General features: G+C 56.1%; 13 protein-coding genes and 1 tRNA gene. 10 read left to right on the top strand and 4 right to left on the bottom strand.

All coding sequences use genetic code 11. From position 1 onward, the window contains the following. The first annotated feature begins 287 nt into the window (after window positions 1-287). The 4 genes from AKL27_RS10600 (at window position 288) to rapZ (ending at window position 3,427) form a co-directional block, all read left to right on the top strand. On the top strand, window positions 288-878 hold the full coding sequence (locus tag AKL27_RS10600) for a hypothetical protein (protein ID WP_050462877.1): 591 nt from the start codon (window positions 288-290) through the stop codon (window positions 876-878). 136 nt (window positions 879-1,014) lie between these two features. Next, on the top strand, window positions 1,015-1,488 hold the full coding sequence (locus AKL27_RS10605; protein WP_050462795.1) for a PTS sugar transporter subunit IIA: 474 nt from the start codon (window positions 1,015-1,017) through the stop codon (window positions 1,486-1,488). Window positions 1,489-1,548: 60 nt separating this feature from the next. Next, window positions 1,549-2,487 carry an HPr(Ser) kinase/phosphatase gene (hprK, locus tag AKL27_RS10610; RefSeq protein WP_050462796.1) on the top strand — a complete coding sequence of 313 codons (939 nt, stop codon included), beginning with the start codon at window positions 1,549-1,551 and terminating at the stop codon, window positions 2,485-2,487. Between the two features lie 64 nt (window positions 2,488-2,551). Then, window positions 2,552-3,427 carry an RNase adapter RapZ gene (gene rapZ / locus AKL27_RS10615; RefSeq protein ID WP_050462797.1) on the top strand — a complete coding sequence of 292 codons (876 nt, stop codon included), beginning with the start codon at window positions 2,552-2,554 and terminating at the stop codon, window positions 3,425-3,427. Between the two features lie 18 nt (window positions 3,428-3,445). Here rapZ and mutY read toward each other — a convergent pair whose 3' ends face one another. After that, window positions 3,446-4,585: an A/G-specific adenine glycosylase gene (gene mutY / locus AKL27_RS10620; RefSeq protein ID WP_050462798.1), complete on the bottom strand. Its 1,140-nt coding sequence runs from the start codon at window positions 4,583-4,585 to the stop codon at window positions 3,446-3,448. Further along, window positions 4,582-5,403 (bottom strand): bifunctional DNA-formamidopyrimidine glycosylase/DNA-(apurinic or apyrimidinic site) lyase, encoded by an 822-nt coding sequence (gene mutM / locus AKL27_RS10625; RefSeq protein WP_050462799.1) that lies wholly within the window; start codon window positions 5,401-5,403, stop codon window positions 4,582-4,584. Before mutM ends, mutY begins: the two co-directional genes overlap by 4 nt. Window positions 5,404-5,523: 120 nt before the next feature. Here mutM and AKL27_RS10630 point away from each other — a divergent pair, with 120 nt between their 5' ends. The 6 genes from AKL27_RS10630 to AKL27_RS10655 all read left to right on the top strand — a co-directional run bounded on the left by AKL27_RS10630 (window position 5,524) and on the right by AKL27_RS10655 (window position 10,817). Then, window positions 5,524-7,335 (top strand): tetratricopeptide repeat protein, encoded by a 1,812-nt coding sequence (locus AKL27_RS10630; RefSeq protein ID WP_232310962.1) that lies wholly within the window; start codon window positions 5,524-5,526, stop codon window positions 7,333-7,335. A 17-nt stretch (window positions 7,336-7,352) separates the two neighbouring features. Then, entirely contained in the window at window positions 7,353-7,991 is a 639-nt protein-coding gene (lolB, locus tag AKL27_RS10635) for a lipoprotein insertase outer membrane protein LolB (RefSeq protein WP_050462801.1), read from the top strand. Between the two features lie 4 nt (window positions 7,992-7,995). Then, the gene (gene ispE / locus AKL27_RS10640) at window positions 7,996-8,865 is read left to right on the top strand and encodes a 4-(cytidine 5'-diphospho)-2-C-methyl-D-erythritol kinase (RefSeq protein WP_050462802.1); all 870 of its coding nucleotides are present in this window, start codon (window positions 7,996-7,998) and stop codon (window positions 8,863-8,865) included. 75 nt (window positions 8,866-8,940) lie between these two features. Further along, window positions 8,941-9,017: transfer RNA gene (locus AKL27_RS10645), tRNA-Gln, on the top strand. A gap of 129 nt (window positions 9,018-9,146) precedes the next feature. After that, entirely contained in the window at window positions 9,147-10,097 is a 951-nt protein-coding gene (locus AKL27_RS10650; RefSeq protein ID WP_050462803.1) for a ribose-phosphate pyrophosphokinase, read from the top strand. 108 nt (window positions 10,098-10,205) lie between these two features. Beyond that, window positions 10,206-10,817 (top strand): 50S ribosomal protein L25/general stress protein Ctc, encoded by a 612-nt coding sequence (locus AKL27_RS10655; RefSeq protein WP_050462804.1) that lies wholly within the window; start codon window positions 10,206-10,208, stop codon window positions 10,815-10,817. Between the two features lie 74 nt (window positions 10,818-10,891). On the opposite strand, the gene AKL27_RS10660 is transcribed toward AKL27_RS10655, so the two are convergent. Then, window positions 10,892-12,682: a M61 family metallopeptidase gene (locus AKL27_RS10660; RefSeq protein ID WP_157056882.1), complete on the bottom strand. Its 1,791-nt coding sequence runs from the start codon at window positions 12,680-12,682 to the stop codon at window positions 10,892-10,894. A gap of 129 nt (window positions 12,683-12,811) precedes the next feature. Then, a complete protein-coding gene (locus tag AKL27_RS10665) occupies window positions 12,812-14,275 on the bottom strand; it encodes a glutamate synthase subunit beta (protein ID WP_050462806.1) in 1,464 nt (487 codons plus the stop codon). Window positions 14,276-14,343: the final 68 nt, after the last annotated feature.

Here is a 14,343-nt window from a genome sequence, read left to right on the forward strand (position 1 = left end):
CACAGAAAAATTTATTGTTTTTTTCGTTGCGCCACGCAAACACATCACGCAATCCTTCCGCAACAATTTGATACCATTTCGCTACGTCAGACGAAACTTCAGGCCACTACAATTGGTCTGAAGAACACGTTTCAACGTCAGCGCAGTGTGCAATACGACGCGACGCTTCACGGCGGCCGTTTTTTGCCGATGCCCTTCCTGATTGAATGTTTTTTGCCTGAACATTGAATAAGCAACACTTGCCGGGATGCGCTGTGCTCAAAAAAACCATGCCATTTAAGAAAAACATGAAAAGCCTTACTCCCCTCAAAAGCCGCACAGCATTGCTGGCGGCATCCGCTTTTGCATGCGCAGCCTTGAGCGCGCCGGCACTGGCACAACAAAGCGATGAATTCAGCTGGTGGGACAGCACCAAGAGCCATGCAGCAAATATCTGGGACAAGGGCGACGACGCCATTTATCTGTCCGGTTATGCCTATCATGGACGCAGTACCTATTCGGCAGAAAAACTGGCTGAACTCAATGAAAAGGCCTGGGGCCTGGGCTACGGAAAAACGCTGCGCAACGAAAGCGGCAACGATGAATCGCTGTACGGCTTCGTCATCCGGGATTCGCACAAGCATCCGCAGATCATGGCCGGCTACGCCTATGAATGGGTATGGTCGCTGGGTCATTCGCCACTCGAAGTCGGGCTCGGCGGTACCGCCATGCTGATGAGCCGCCAGGATTATTTCGGTGGCGTGCCGTTTCCGGTACCACTGCCGCTGGCATCGATTGGCACCAAAAAAGCAAAAATCATGTTTTCCTATGTGCCGCGTTTTTCAAAAAACAAAAACAACGGCGATGTACTGTTGATTTTCGGTCGTATCGAGTTGTAATTGCGCTCTCTGGCATCGATGTTGCCCGGTTGAAACCGGGCAACACTTTGCCGCACGGCAAATACGGAATGCGTTGCAGAACTCATAAAGAAGCCTATAATCCTGCACAAAAGTCCGCCTTGCTTCCCCTTGTGTCATGACAAATCTTGCAAAAATCCTGTCGCCAGAAAACGTTGTTCTGGATCTAGAAGTTTCCAGTAAAAAACGAGCTTTCGAACAAGCTGGCCTGACCTTTGAAAACAACAGCGGCATTGCGCGCTCCACCGTATCCGAAAACCTGTTTGCCCGTGAACGACTGGGCTCGACCGGACTCGGCCACGGTGTTGCCGTACCGCATGGTCGCATCAAAGGTTTAAAAGCACCGCTGGCATTGTTCATGCGGCTGGCAGAGCCGATCCCGTTCGAATCGCCTGATGGTCAGCCCGTCAAACTGCTGATCTTCCTGCTGATTCCCGATCACGTTACGCAACAACATCTGGAAATACTTTCAGAAATTGCTGAAATGTTTTCTGATGACGCGTTCCGCGCCGAGTTGTCTGCCGAAGCCGAACCGGCATTGGTTTATGCCCGTCTGGTCAGCTGGCAAGCATCGCTGGAAAAAAACAATTAATTCGCGCGTCCGGGGCACCAGCTCCGAGACAGTCTCGTTCGCTTGCCTCATCGGATTGCCATGCCCGCCTATACCGCATTATCGATACAACAACTGTACGAAGAAAATCGCGAATCATTGCAACTGGGCTGGTTCGCCGGTTTTCCGGGCGGAGAACGCCTGATTTCAGGCGATGCGGCATCCGCCGCCGATCAGGTAGGTCACTTGAATCTGATTCACCCGGGACGGATTCAAGTCTTCGGCCATCAGGAAACCGAGTACTACCAGCGCTTATCCAACACTTCGCGCGCCTACCAGACTGCTGAGCTGGTGGCCGGCGAGCCACCGGCTTTCATCATCGCGCAGGGCCTGGCCACACCGCCTGACATTCTGGCGGTGTGCGACGAAAAGAATATTCCCTTGTTTTCGACGCCGTTGCCGGCAGCACAGGTAATTGATTACCTGCGCGTCTATCTGTCCAAGAAACTGGCGCAGCAAATCACCATGCACGGCGTTTTCATGGATGTATTGGGTGTCGGCGTGCTGATCACCGGCGAATCCGGCCTCGGTAAAAGCGAACTGGGGCTGGAATTGATTTCCCGCAGCCACGGCCTGGTCGCTGACGACGCTGTCGAATTTGCGCGCATCGCACCGAACATGATTGAAGGCCGTTGCCCGTCGCTGCTGCAAAATCTGCTGGAAGTGCGCGGCCTGGGCTTGCTCGACATCAAGGCCATCTTCGGCGAAACCGCAGTGCGACGCAAAATGCGCCTGAAATTGATTGTGCATCTGGTGCGACGCAGTACGCTGGAAGAAAACTACGAGCGCTTGCCGCTGGATGCGCAATTTGAAGATGTACTGGGATTGCCTATCCGCAAAGTAGTGATTCCGGTGGCAGCCGGCCGCAATATTGCGGTGCTGCTGGAAGCCGCAGTGCGCAACACCATTCTCCAACTGCGCGGTATCGATACCTTGAAAGAATTCATCGACCGCCAGCGCAAAGCCATGAACGGCGAATAGAAATCCGCATCGTCATTTTTCATGCCCGGCGAAAACAAATCGCAAGCTGCGTTATCATTGCGCCATGCGTATCGTTCTCATCACTGGCATTTCCGGCTCCGGTAAATCAGTAGCACTCCACGTGCTCGAAGATGCCGGCTATTTCTGCGTCGACAATCTGCCGCCGACCTTGCTGCGCGATCTGGTCGGCACCCGTATCCGGGAAGGCGCCGAAATGCTGGCCGTCGCCACCGATGCCCGCAGTGCCGGCTCGCTGGCCAGTCTTGGAGCAGATATTCAGCAACTCAAGGACGAGGGGCATGACGTCAAGGTATTTTTCCTGACCGCCACCACTGAAGTCCTGGTAACCCGCTTTTCTGAAACCCGTCGCAGTCATCCCTTGTCGCATCGGCTGCTGCCGGATCACAATCCCGCCGACCGGTTGACGCTGACCGAATGCATTCACCTCGAACGCGAAATGCTCAGCGCCATTGAAGGTATCGGCCACGTGATCGACACCTCGGGCCTGAGCGCCAGCAAACTGCGCAGCTGGATCACCGATCTGATCGACGTCGAGCGAGCTTCGCTGACACTGCTGTTCGAGTCATTCGCGTTCAAGTTCGGGGTGCCGCTCGACGCCGACATCGTGTTCGACGTCCGCATGCTGCCGAATCCGCATTACGACCTGCGACTGCGGCCGCTCACCGGACTCGATCAGCCGGTCATCGATTTTCTGGCGGCCTTGCCGGAAGTCGACGATCTGCTGAGCGACATCCGCAATTTCATTGAGAAATGGTTACCGGCATTCAAGCGCGATAACCGCAGTTATCTGACAGTCGCTATCGGCTGTACGGGCGGCCAGCACCGCTCGGTGTATATCGCGGAACAATTGGCCATGCATTTTGCCGCCACCGAACATGTGGTGCGCCGGCATCGCCAGCAAAACTCATTTCACAAATGACACTGCGGCGCTCTGCAATCAGAGCGCCGCAGCTTCGCTCAGCAAATCTTCCGTCTGCAACACCGCCAGCAGCAATTTCTTGACCGGCGCCGGCAATGGCGCATCAGCCAGCCTGCTCACCGGATACCACACGTATTGGTGTTGCGCGGCATGCAGCAATCGGCTTTCGAGTGCGACCTGATATGGCGACACATGCAATTTGAAATGGGTGAATACGTGAGAAAACGGTGTCAGCTTGCGACACGCCGAGATCTCGCCGAATGGCGCCACGAGACCTCGTACCGACCTATCGAATTCCGCCGCATTGGGCATGAGCGGCAATTCCGGCAGTGACAGCAAGCCACCCCAGATACCGCTGTCAGGACGCTGCTCAAGCAAGACATCAGCACCATCATTGATTACCAGCATCACGGTTTCGCGTTCCGGCACCGCCTTTTTAGGCTTGCGCACCGGCAGCACTGCAACACGATCAGTCGCCAGCGCCACACAACGCTGCGCCAGCGGACATTTTTCACAAGCCGGCTTGCCGCGCACACAAAGTGTCGCTCCCAGATCCATCAATCCCTGGGTATACGATTCCATGTCGGTTTGCGGCAACAAAGCCACGGCGCGTCGCCACAACTGATCTTCAACCGCCTTGGCGCCGGGATAGCCATCGACGCCGAAAACCCGTGCAAATACCCGCTTGACGTTGCCATCGAGAATCGCCGCGCGTGTACCGTAGGCAAATGCGGAAATGGCGGCGGCTGTGGAGCGGCCAATACCGGGCAGATCGGCCAGCAACTCAGGATCACTGGGGAAACGTCCGCCATATTCGGCGCTCACGCGCTGGGCACAGCGATGCAAATTGCGCGCGCGCGTGTAATAACCAAGTCCGCTCCAATGCGCCATCACCGCTTCGGACGGTGCCGCAGCCAGACTGCCGACATCCGGAAAGCTGTCCAGAAACCGCTGGTAATAGGGAATTACCGCAGTCACCTGCGTTTGCTGCAACATGATTTCGGACAACCAGATGCGATAGGCATCGCGCGTGTTTTGCCACGGCAGTGCATGTCTGCCATGTTGTTTCTGCCAGCCGATGACGGCCGCGGAAAACGATGGATCGACGAATTCAGAAGGCGCGGTCGACAGTGGCGCTTTGGCGATGACGCGTTTCATCGTTGGCAGTTGACACAATAGAAGGTGGAGCGCTGACCTTGCTTGATCTGACGGATCGGCGCCGTGCAGACACGGCACGCCATGCCGGTACGGTTATATACAAAATAGCTTTGCTGAAAATAGCCGGATTGACCATTGACGGCGATGAAGTCCTTGAGACTGCTGCCGCCCTGCTCGATTGCAGCAGCCAGAATTTCGCGGATCGCAATCACCAGTTTTTCGTAACGCGCCAGACTGATTTTGCGGGCCGGTGTCTTGGGATTGATTCCGGCCCGGAACAGACTTTCCGATGCATAAATATTGCCGACGCCAACCACGATGTCGCCGGCCAGCAGTACTTGCTTGATCGGCGCACTGCGGGTACGCGTCTGCCGGTGCAATTCGCGCGCCGAAAAGACTTCTTCCAGCGGTTCCAGCCCAAGACCACGCAATAACAGATGCTCCTCCACCGGCCCTTCGCTCGCCGGGTGCCACAATACCGCACCAAAGCGCCGCGGATCCGTCATGCGCATGACTTTGCCGCCAGCCACCAGATCGAAATGATCATGTTTTTGCGGCACAATCCCGGGCGGCAGAATCCGCAAGTGGCCGGACATTCCCAAATGCACGATCAGGGTGCCATGCGCAAAGTGAATCAGCAGGTACTTGCCGCGCCGCCCGGTCTTGATAATCCGCTTGCCTGCCAGCTCCTGCTCAAGATCGGCCGGAAACGGCCAGCGCAAACCGGTATGGCGCATGACGACCGCGCTGACCGTCTTTCCTTCCAGATAAGGGGCAACACCGCGTCGGGTAACTTCAACTTCAGGCAATTCAGGCATGGGGGCAGGCGATATGGGTCAAGGCGGCTATGATAAAGCAGATGGTTTGCACTCGCTTGCACCTATAAACGTGCGGTTGAGCGTAAAATCGAAGTTTGTCTGCACATTCAGGATTTTCCCTTGAAAAAACCTCTCGCCATTGTAACGCTCTCCGTCATGCTGTCCGCGTGCGCAAGCCTGCGACAACCCAGCGAGACAGAATCGGCTCCGACCGCTGCCGACAAGGCTGCGGCCAATACCAAGAAGGCCCCGGCCAATGCCCGCAGCAAGTCGCTGCTCAAGGCCAAGGTCCAGCAGACAGAGGATGTATTACCAGGCAACGAACTGAGCGAAGAAATCCTGTACAAGGTGCTCAGCTCGGAAATCGCCTTCCAGCGCGGACAATGGCAGGCCGCCTATGTCACCTTGCTCAGCACCGCACAACAGACCCGCGATCCGCGCCTGGCACGGCGTGCCGCCGAGATTGCATTGTCGGCGCGACGCCCGCACGAAGCACTGACGGCAGTCCGGCTGTGGACCGAACTGGCGCCGCATTCTGATGAGGCCCTGCAAAACTATCTCGGCCTGATCATGCTGAGCGAGAATATTTCGGAAATCCAGCCATTGCTGTCGCAGCGGCTGGCCGATGCCGCGCCGCAGGCACGCGGACCGATGATTCTTCAAATCCAGCGCCTGCTGGCACGCGCCAAGGACAAAGCATTGGCGCTGTCGATTCTGCGTGATGTGGTGGCGCCCTACTCCGACCTGCTGGAATCGCATCTGGCATTGGCGCAGGCGACCTATGCCAACGGCGACATCGCTACCGCCCGCAAGGAAGCAGATACCGCACTCAAGATCAAACCCGACTCCGAACTGGCAATTCTCACTGTCGCTCAGGTAACGCAAGACCCGGCCGAAGCCATGAAGCTGGTCGGCAATTTCCTGAAACGCTATCCCGATGCGCGCGAAGTACGGATTGCCTATGCCCGCGGCCTGGTAGAGCAAAAACAATACGTCGACGCCCGCAATCAGTTTGAAACGCTGCTCAAGAGCGACGCCGATGACCTGACCACCTTGTTTGCGCTCGGCATCCTGAGCGTCCAGACCGGCAAGTTGCAGGAAGCCGAAGGCTATCTCAAACGTTACCTGGCAGTACTGGCAACGCAACCGGAAGATGAACGGGAACCGACTCAGGCCCTGCTCTTGCTGTCGCAGATCGCCGAAGAGCGCAACGATATCGATGGCGCATTGAAATGGCTGGAACAGGTCGAACCGGGCGAGGCGTATGTCAATGCCCAGATCCGGCGTGGGCAGTTGCTGGCACGGCGCGGTGACATCGACGGCGCCCGCAAGGTGCTGGAGCAGGCACAACTGGAAGCCGGCAGTGAACGCGAACAACTGCAACTGATTCAGGGCGAAGCCCAAATTCTGCGCGACACCAACCGTCACGCCGAAGCTGCCGCAGTATTGCAGAGTGGCCTGAAGCGCTTCCCTGACAATACCGAGCTGCTGTATGACTACGCCATGGCCGCTGACAAGCTCGGCGACTATGTGTCGATGGAAGCGGCATTGCGCAAGATCATGGCAATCAACCCGGCCAATCAGCATGCCTACAACGCGCTGGGATACTCGCTGGCCGATCGCAATACCCGCCTGCCGGAAGCACTCACCCTGATCAAGAAGGCATCGGAACTGGCACCTGATGATGCCTTCATCACCGATAGCCTGGGCTGGATCCAGTTCCGCCTCGGCAATCTCGATGAAGCGGAAAACCAATTGCGCCGCGCCTATGGGTTGCGGCCGGATCCGGAAATAGGCATGCATCTGGGCGAATTGCTCTGGGTACGCGGCAAAAAGGAAGAAGCCAAACAGCTCTGGCGTGACGCCCAAAGCAAGGATCCCGGCAATGAAGCGTTGAAAGCGACCCTGACCCGACTTAACGTGCAGCTATAAACCTGGCCGATTACTGAATGGATTTTCTTTTACCTATCCGGCGCCTTGGCGCCCCTGTCGCAACGCTGGCCTTCACCGCCATTCTCGCTGGCTGCTCCACGTTCCAAGGGCCGGCCACGCCGGCCGCCTCCAATGTGGCGCGCAACTACCAGCAAAGCATCAGCCTGAGCGGACGGATGTCGGTGCGCTATCAGCAAAATGACAAGGAACAGGCAATCCATGGCAGTTTTACCTGGGATCAGCAGCAGCAGCAGACGGTAGTCGATTTGCTGTCGCCGCTGGGCCAGACGCTGGCGACGATTACCATCAAGCCCGGTATGGCGTCACTGACGCAATCAGGCAAGCCGCCAAGAACGGCAGCCGATGTCGATACGCTCACCGAACTGGCGCTGGGATGGCCATTGCCGGTATCCGGACTGCGCGACTGGCTGCAAGGATTCAGCCGCCATGACGCCGGCGGTCCTTATGTTGCGGTCCCCGCCGATACCGAATCGAGCTTGCAATCGCCCGATGGCTGGAAAATCAGCTACGACACCTGGCAACGTGAAGACGGCGCGAACAGCAGCCATCCAAAACGCATTGACCTGTCACGCAATACCGAACAGGCGGGTCAGGTATCGATTCGCATCGTCATCGACACCTGGCAGCCACGTTAATCTCATGTCCGTCAGTCTGCTCAATTGCCCGGCGCCGGCAAAGCTCAATCTGTTTCTGCACGTGGTCGGCCGCCGTCCCGACGGTTATCACTTGCTGCAAACGCTGTTTCAACTGATCGATCGCAGTGACACGCTGGATTTCGTCACCCGCGATGATGGCCAGATCCAGCGCTGCAACGACATTCCCGGCGTGCCGGCAGAAACCGATCTGGTGGTGCGTGCCGCCAAACTGTTGCAAACCGCTGCCGGACGCAGCGATCTTGGCGCCGACATCACCGTTCACAAGCGTCTGCCGATGGGTGGTGGTCTTGGGGGCGGCTCATCCGATGCAGCGACAACACTGATGGTATTGAATCATTTGTGGCAGACCGGACTGACGCGTGAACAATTGATGGCCCTGGGGCTGCAATTGGGGGCCGATGTGCCGTTTTTTGTGTTCGGTCAAAACGCCTTCGCCGAAGGTGTCGGCGAAGCGCTGACGCCCCTCAAAACCCCTGATCGCTGGTACCTTGTCATTGAGCCGGGCGTCTCGATTCCGACTTCAATAATATTTTCATCCAAAGAATTGACAAGGGATTCAAAAGTCGTCAGAATAACGGACTTTCCTGAAGCCAAAAATCTTTTCGATACGGGCTTCGGCAAAAACGACTTGGAAATGGTGGTAACCAAACATTTCCCGCCTGTCGCAGCAGCAATACAGTGGCTGAAGACATACGGAGATGCAAGGATGACCGGATCAGGTGCATGTGTATTCTGTTCTTTTGAACATGAGGCGCAAGCAGACGAAGCACTCAGCAAAGTGCCTTCGGAATGGACCGGTTGGAAAGCCCGGGGATTGCAGTATCATCCTCTGCACCATTTATCAGGCTCGTAACCAAGAATTGGTTTGACGAAGAATTGCACCTGTTTCTGCAAAAGGTGTGATAAAACGGCAAACAGCAGATTGCGTAGGGGAATCGCCAAGTTGGTTAAGGCACCGGATTTTGATTCCGGCATTCCAAGGTTCGAATCCTTGTTCCCCTGCCATTGAATTTGGGCAATATCGTCCGATAGAGAAACGATTGAGTAAGAAACAAGCCGCCAACGCAAGACTAAGACCTAGTCGTGCATTGTCGGCTTTTCGACTTTATAACGATTGCATTCAGGGATACCCACATGGCATATGAAAACCTGATGGTTTTTACCGGCAACGCCTATCCGGAATTAGCGCGCGGAGTTGCCGAAAAGCTGGGGATTCCGCTCGGCAAGGCGAATGTTTCCAAGTTCTCCGACGGTGAAGTCATGGTCGAGATCAATGAAAACGTGCGCGGCAAAGACGTATTCGTGCTGCAATCGACATGCGCCCCCACCAATGACAACCTGATGGAAATCATGCTGATGGTCGATGCGCTCAAACGTGCATCCGCCGGTCGCATTACAGCAGCGATTCCCTACTACGGCTATGCCCGCCAAGACCGTCGTCCGCGTTCGGCGCGGGTTGCGATCTCGGCCAAGGTGGTCGCCAACATGCTGCAGGAAGCTGGCGTCGAACGCGTATTGATCATGGATCTGCACGCAGACCAGATTCAGGGCTTCTTCGACATTCCGGTCGACAATATTTATGCATCACCGATTTTGCTGGGCGATCTGGTCAGCAAGAACTACGACGACCTGCTGGTGGTCTCGCCTGACGTCGGCGGCGTAGTACGCGCCCGCGCGCTGGCCAAACGCCTCAATTGCGATCTGGCAATCATCGACAAACGTCGTCCGAAGGCCAACGTCTCGGAAGTGATGAACATCATCGGTGAAGTCGAAGGCCGCAACTGCGTGATCATGGATGACATGGTCGATACCGCCGGTACGCTGACCAAGGCTGCTGAAGTATTGAAAGAACGCGGCGCGAAAAAAGTCGTGGCCTACTGTACTCACCCGGTATTGTCGGGTCCGGCGATTGACCGCATTGTCAATTCGCCGCTCGATGAGCTGGTGGTTACCGACACGATTCCGTTGTCCGATGCAGCCAAGGCTTGCGACAAGATTCGCCAGTTGTCCTGCGCATCGTTGCTGGCAGAAACCTTCAAACGTATCAGCAAGGGCGATTCTGTGATGTCCTTGTTTGCCGATTAAACCGGCACAGTAATTTTGCTTCTTCACGCAAGTGAAGGAGCTACTTGAATCCCCTGGTCGCGGGGGATTTTTAACGCGGGGCCTGGCCCCGCATCAATGGAGCTTAAAATGAAAGTAATCGCATTTCCACGCAAAGAGCAGGGGACCGGAGCGAGCCGCCGCCTGCGTATTGCTGGTCAAACGCCAGGTATCGTCTACGGCGGCACCAGCGCACCAGTATCTGTGACACTTGATCACAACGCGCTGTACCATGCACTGAAAAAAGAAACATTCCACTCGTCGATTCTCGATCTGGAAATCGAAGGCAAGGTTGAACAAGTTCTGTTGCGCGACTTCCAGGTCCACGCATACAAACAACTGGTTCTGCACGTTGACTTCCAACGCGTTGATGCTTCCCAGAAGATTCACGTCAAGGTGCCACTGCACTTCGTGAACGCTGAAACATCGCCAGCAGTCAAGCTGTCGGCCGGTATCATCAGCCACGTGCTGTCCGAGCTGGATATCTCCTGCCTGCCAAAAGATCTGCCTGAATTCGTTGAAGTTGATCTGGCCAAGCTGGAAGTCGGTCACTCGATTCACCTGGCCGACATCAAGTTGCCAAACGGCGTGACTGCAGTGACTCAAGACAACCCAACCATCGCTACCGCTTCGGTACCGGCTGGCAAGGTTGAAGCTGAAGCACCGGCAGCACCAGCCGCAGGCGACGCAGCAGCGAAGTAATTCGACTCTGCATTGCAAGCGTCAAATAAAAAACCCGCCTCGGCGGGTTTTTTATTGCCTGTTGCTGCGGGAAATCACTTTTCCAGCCAGGCAGTCCGTTTCCGCGTCGCTGCCACCGGCTTGGATTGCACGGTCAATGCGACCTGCGGTGCATCATCACGGCTGAGTTTGAATGTGAACGTCAGCAATTCATCGCGTCGGAACACATGCAAGGTCACTGCATCATTGACGTTGTAGCGATTCAGCAATTCATCCGGCCCGGCTGCCGGCACCCGCAATCCATCCAGCGCCACCAGCCGGTCACCCGCCGACAAACCGGCACGATGCGCCGCCCCGCCCTCGTACACACTGGCAATCTTTGAGTCACCATTGTCACGCGACAAACGCACGCCAAGGCTCGGCTTGGTATTTTTGGCAGTGTCCGCATACGTCACCGCAAACGGTGCCAGCAATTGTTCCAGCGGCAGGTCATCCGTGCCGCGAATATAGCGGTCAAAGAAGCGCTTCAGCTTCAACCCGGTGACTTCATTGAACAGTGTCTCAACTTCATCCTCGGCGATACCCTTGCCACCATCACGCGCATAAAAGCGACGGCCACAGGTCTGCCACAAGGCACGCATGACATCGTCCAGCGACTTCTTGCCATTGGTTTCGCTGCGTATCGTCAAATCCAGCGCCAGCGCGACCAGCGAACCCTTGGTGTAATAGCTGACGATGGCATTCGGCGCATTTTCATCCTGGCGATAATATTTGACCCAGGCATCGAAACTCGATTCCGCCACGCTCTGCTTGCGGCGGCCGGTTCCGCGCAGTACCCCGTTGACTGTTTTTGCTACCAGCTTGAGATAAGCATCAGTATCGATCACACCGCTGCGCACCAGAAACAGATCGTCGTAATAGCTGGTAAAGCCTTCGAACAACCACAACAGCGAGGTGTAGTTCTCATTTTGCAGATCATATGGCGCAAACGCTGCCGGTTTGATGCGCTTGACGTTCCAGGTATGGAAGTACTCGTGGCTGCACAAACCCAGATAAGTCCGGTAGCCATCACTCAGCGCGGCCTTGCCTTTGACCGGCAAATCGCTGCGCGCGCAAATCAGGGCGGTCGATGCCCGATGTTCGAGTCCGCCATAGCCGTCGCCGACTGCCAGCGTCATGAATACATAACGCGACATCGGGGCACGCCGGCTTTTCGGTTCAAAAAAAGCGATCTGCGCTTCACATATTTTTTTCAGATCTGCACTCAGGCGATCCATATCGAGATTCGGCACCTGACCGGTAATCACGATGTCGTGTGCAACACCATGCGCAGAAAACGTTGCCAGCGCAAAATTGCCCTGTTCTACCGGATGATCAATCAGCTCGTCGTAATCGGCTGCGATGTAAGTGCCGAAGCCATAGCGCTTCGCCTTCAGCTCCGGCAATGCGGTAGCCACACGCCAGCGTTTGAATGCGTCACCGGCCGGGCGCACCATATCGACGATATGCGGCACATGCTCTTGCCCTTCCACCCGCAGAAATACGCTGGTGCCATTGAAAAATGCATGGGTCTGATCAAGATGTGCCGTGCGAACCGATAAATCCCAGGCATACACCTGATAGCTCAGGGTCAGCGGACCGCTGCACGGGGCAGCTTGCCAGCTATGCTTGTCGCGTTTTTTGAGCGTGATTTTTTTGCCATTCGACCCGGCACGGATTTGAACGATATTGCGCGCAAACTCGCGAATCATGTAACTGCCCGGAATCCAGGCCGGCAGACTGAACACCTGTCCGTCTGCAGCAGGATTGGCAACGGTGAGCGACACCTCGAACAAATGGGCGCCGGCATCAGTGGAAGTAATACGGTATTGGATCGCGTTAGACATGGTCATCCTGAATCAAGCACATGCCTGCCATTCTACTTGAGCCCGGCAAAATGCAAACCGGGCCAGACGGAAATACGATTCCGACTGGCCCGGTCTGTTTTTATCGCCGGCAACGACTGCCGGTAATGCTTAGCGTGGCAACAGCGAAGAACCCATCAGGAATTCATCGACTGCACGTGCGCACTGACGGCCTTCACGGATCGCCCACACGACCAGCGACTGACCGCGACGCATATCGCCTGCGGCAAATACCTTGTCGACCGAAGTTTTGTAGCAGCCGTCGCCATCGGTAGTTGCCTTGGCATTGCCGCGCGCATCCTTGTCAACACCGAACGCGTCCAGCACTTGCTGCACCGGCGACACAAAACCCATCGCCAGCAAGACCAGATCGGCCTTCATTTCGAATTCCGAGTTCGGCACTTCCTGCATCTTGCCGTCTTTCCATTCGACGCGTGCGGCAACCAGTTTCTCGACCTTGCCATTTTTGCCTTCCAGGCGTTTGGTGGCAACTGCCCAGTCACGTTCGCAACCTTCTTCATGCGACGACGAAGTACGCAGCTTGGTCGGCCAGTAAGGCCAGACCAGCGGCTTGTTCTCGGTTTCCGGCGGTTGCGGCATCAATTCGAATTGCGCCACCGAAGCTGCGCCATGACGGTTCGAGGTACCAACGCAATCGGAACCGGTATCACCACCACCGATCACCACCACATGCTTGTCGGTTGCCAGCAATTGGCCCTTGATCTTGTCGCCGGCGTTGACCTTGTTTTGCAGCGGCAGGAAATCCATCGCGAAATGGACGCCCTTCAGTTCGCGACCTGGCACCGGCAAGTCGCGCGGTTGCTCGGCACCGCCGGCAATCACGACGGCATCGAAGTCTTGCTTGAGCTGTTCCGGCGAAATGGTTTCTTTCGACCAGTTGGTGACATTGGCGGGAAAATCCTTGCCGACCAGCACGCTGGTACGGAATACCACGCCTTCGGCTTCCATCTGTTGCACGCGCAGATCGATGTGTGTCTTTTCCATCTTGAAGTCAGGAATGCCATAACGCAGCAAACCGCCGACGCGATCATTCTTTTCAAATACCGTCACATCATGGCCGGCACGCGCCAGTTGCTGTGCTGCCGCCATGCCGGCAGGACCGGAGCCGACCACGGCCACTTTCTTGCCGGTCTTGACTTGTGCCGGTTGCGGCACGACCCAACCGTTTTCCCAACCCTTGTCGATGATGAAATGCTCAATCGACTTGATGCCGACGGCATCGCTGTTGATGCCCAATGTGCATGCGGATTCGCATGGCGCCGGGCAGATGCGGCCGGTGAACTCGGGGAAATTGTTGGTCGAGTGCAAGGTGTCGAGCGCTTGCTGGTAGTCGCCCTGATACACCAGATCATTCCAGTCAGGAATGATGTTGTTGACCGGGCAGCCGTTGTTGCAGAACGGGATGCCGCAATCCATGCAGCGCGCGCCCTGAATCTTGGCTTCTTTGTCGCCCAGATGCAAAACGAATTCTTTGTAATGTTTGGTGCGCGACTGCGGCGCTTCACTCGCCTCTTTCAGACGCTCAAATTCCATGAAACCGGTTACTTTACCCATTTTCCACTCACATTCTTCGCTAAGGATAATCGGCTGATGTCATTCACATGAGACATCAGCCATGCGTA

The sequence above is a fragment of the Herbaspirillum autotrophicum genome (assembly GCF_001189915.1).
Lineage (GTDB): Bacteria > Pseudomonadota > Gammaproteobacteria > Burkholderiales > Burkholderiaceae_D > Herbaspirillum > Herbaspirillum autotrophicum.

What these genes read in the sequence shown, in the direction of transcription:
- AKL27_RS10600 (WP_050462877.1), top strand. Translation starts at nt 288, where the DNA reads ATGAAAAGCCTTACTCCCCTCAAAAGCCGCACAGCATTGCTGGCGGCA.
- AKL27_RS10605 (WP_050462795.1), top strand. Translation starts at nt 1,015, where the DNA reads ATGACAAATCTTGCAAAAATCCTGTCGCCAGAAAACGTTGTTCTGGAT.
- hprK (WP_050462796.1), top strand. Translation starts at nt 1,549, where the DNA reads ATGCCCGCCTATACCGCATTATCGATACAACAACTGTACGAAGAAAAT.
- rapZ (WP_050462797.1), top strand. Translation starts at nt 2,552, where the DNA reads ATGCGTATCGTTCTCATCACTGGCATTTCCGGCTCCGGTAAATCAGTA.
- mutY (WP_050462798.1), bottom strand. Translation starts at nt 4,585, where the DNA reads ATGAAACGCGTCATCGCCAAAGCGCCACTGTCGACCGCGCCTTCTGAA.
- mutM (WP_050462799.1), bottom strand. Translation starts at nt 5,403, where the DNA reads ATGCCTGAATTGCCTGAAGTTGAAGTTACCCGACGCGGTGTTGCCCCT.
- lolB (WP_050462801.1), top strand. Translation starts at nt 7,353, where the DNA reads ATGGATTTTCTTTTACCTATCCGGCGCCTTGGCGCCCCTGTCGCAACG.
- ispE (WP_050462802.1), top strand. Translation starts at nt 7,996, where the DNA reads ATGTCCGTCAGTCTGCTCAATTGCCCGGCGCCGGCAAAGCTCAATCTG.
- AKL27_RS10650 (WP_050462803.1), top strand. Translation starts at nt 9,147, where the DNA reads ATGGCATATGAAAACCTGATGGTTTTTACCGGCAACGCCTATCCGGAA.
- AKL27_RS10655 (WP_050462804.1), top strand. Translation starts at nt 10,206, where the DNA reads ATGAAAGTAATCGCATTTCCACGCAAAGAGCAGGGGACCGGAGCGAGC.
- AKL27_RS10660 (WP_157056882.1), bottom strand. Translation starts at nt 12,682, where the DNA reads ATGTCTAACGCGATCCAATACCGTATTACTTCCACTGATGCCGGCGCC.
- AKL27_RS10665 (WP_050462806.1), bottom strand. Translation starts at nt 14,275, where the DNA reads ATGGGTAAAGTAACCGGTTTCATGGAATTTGAGCGTCTGAAAGAGGCG.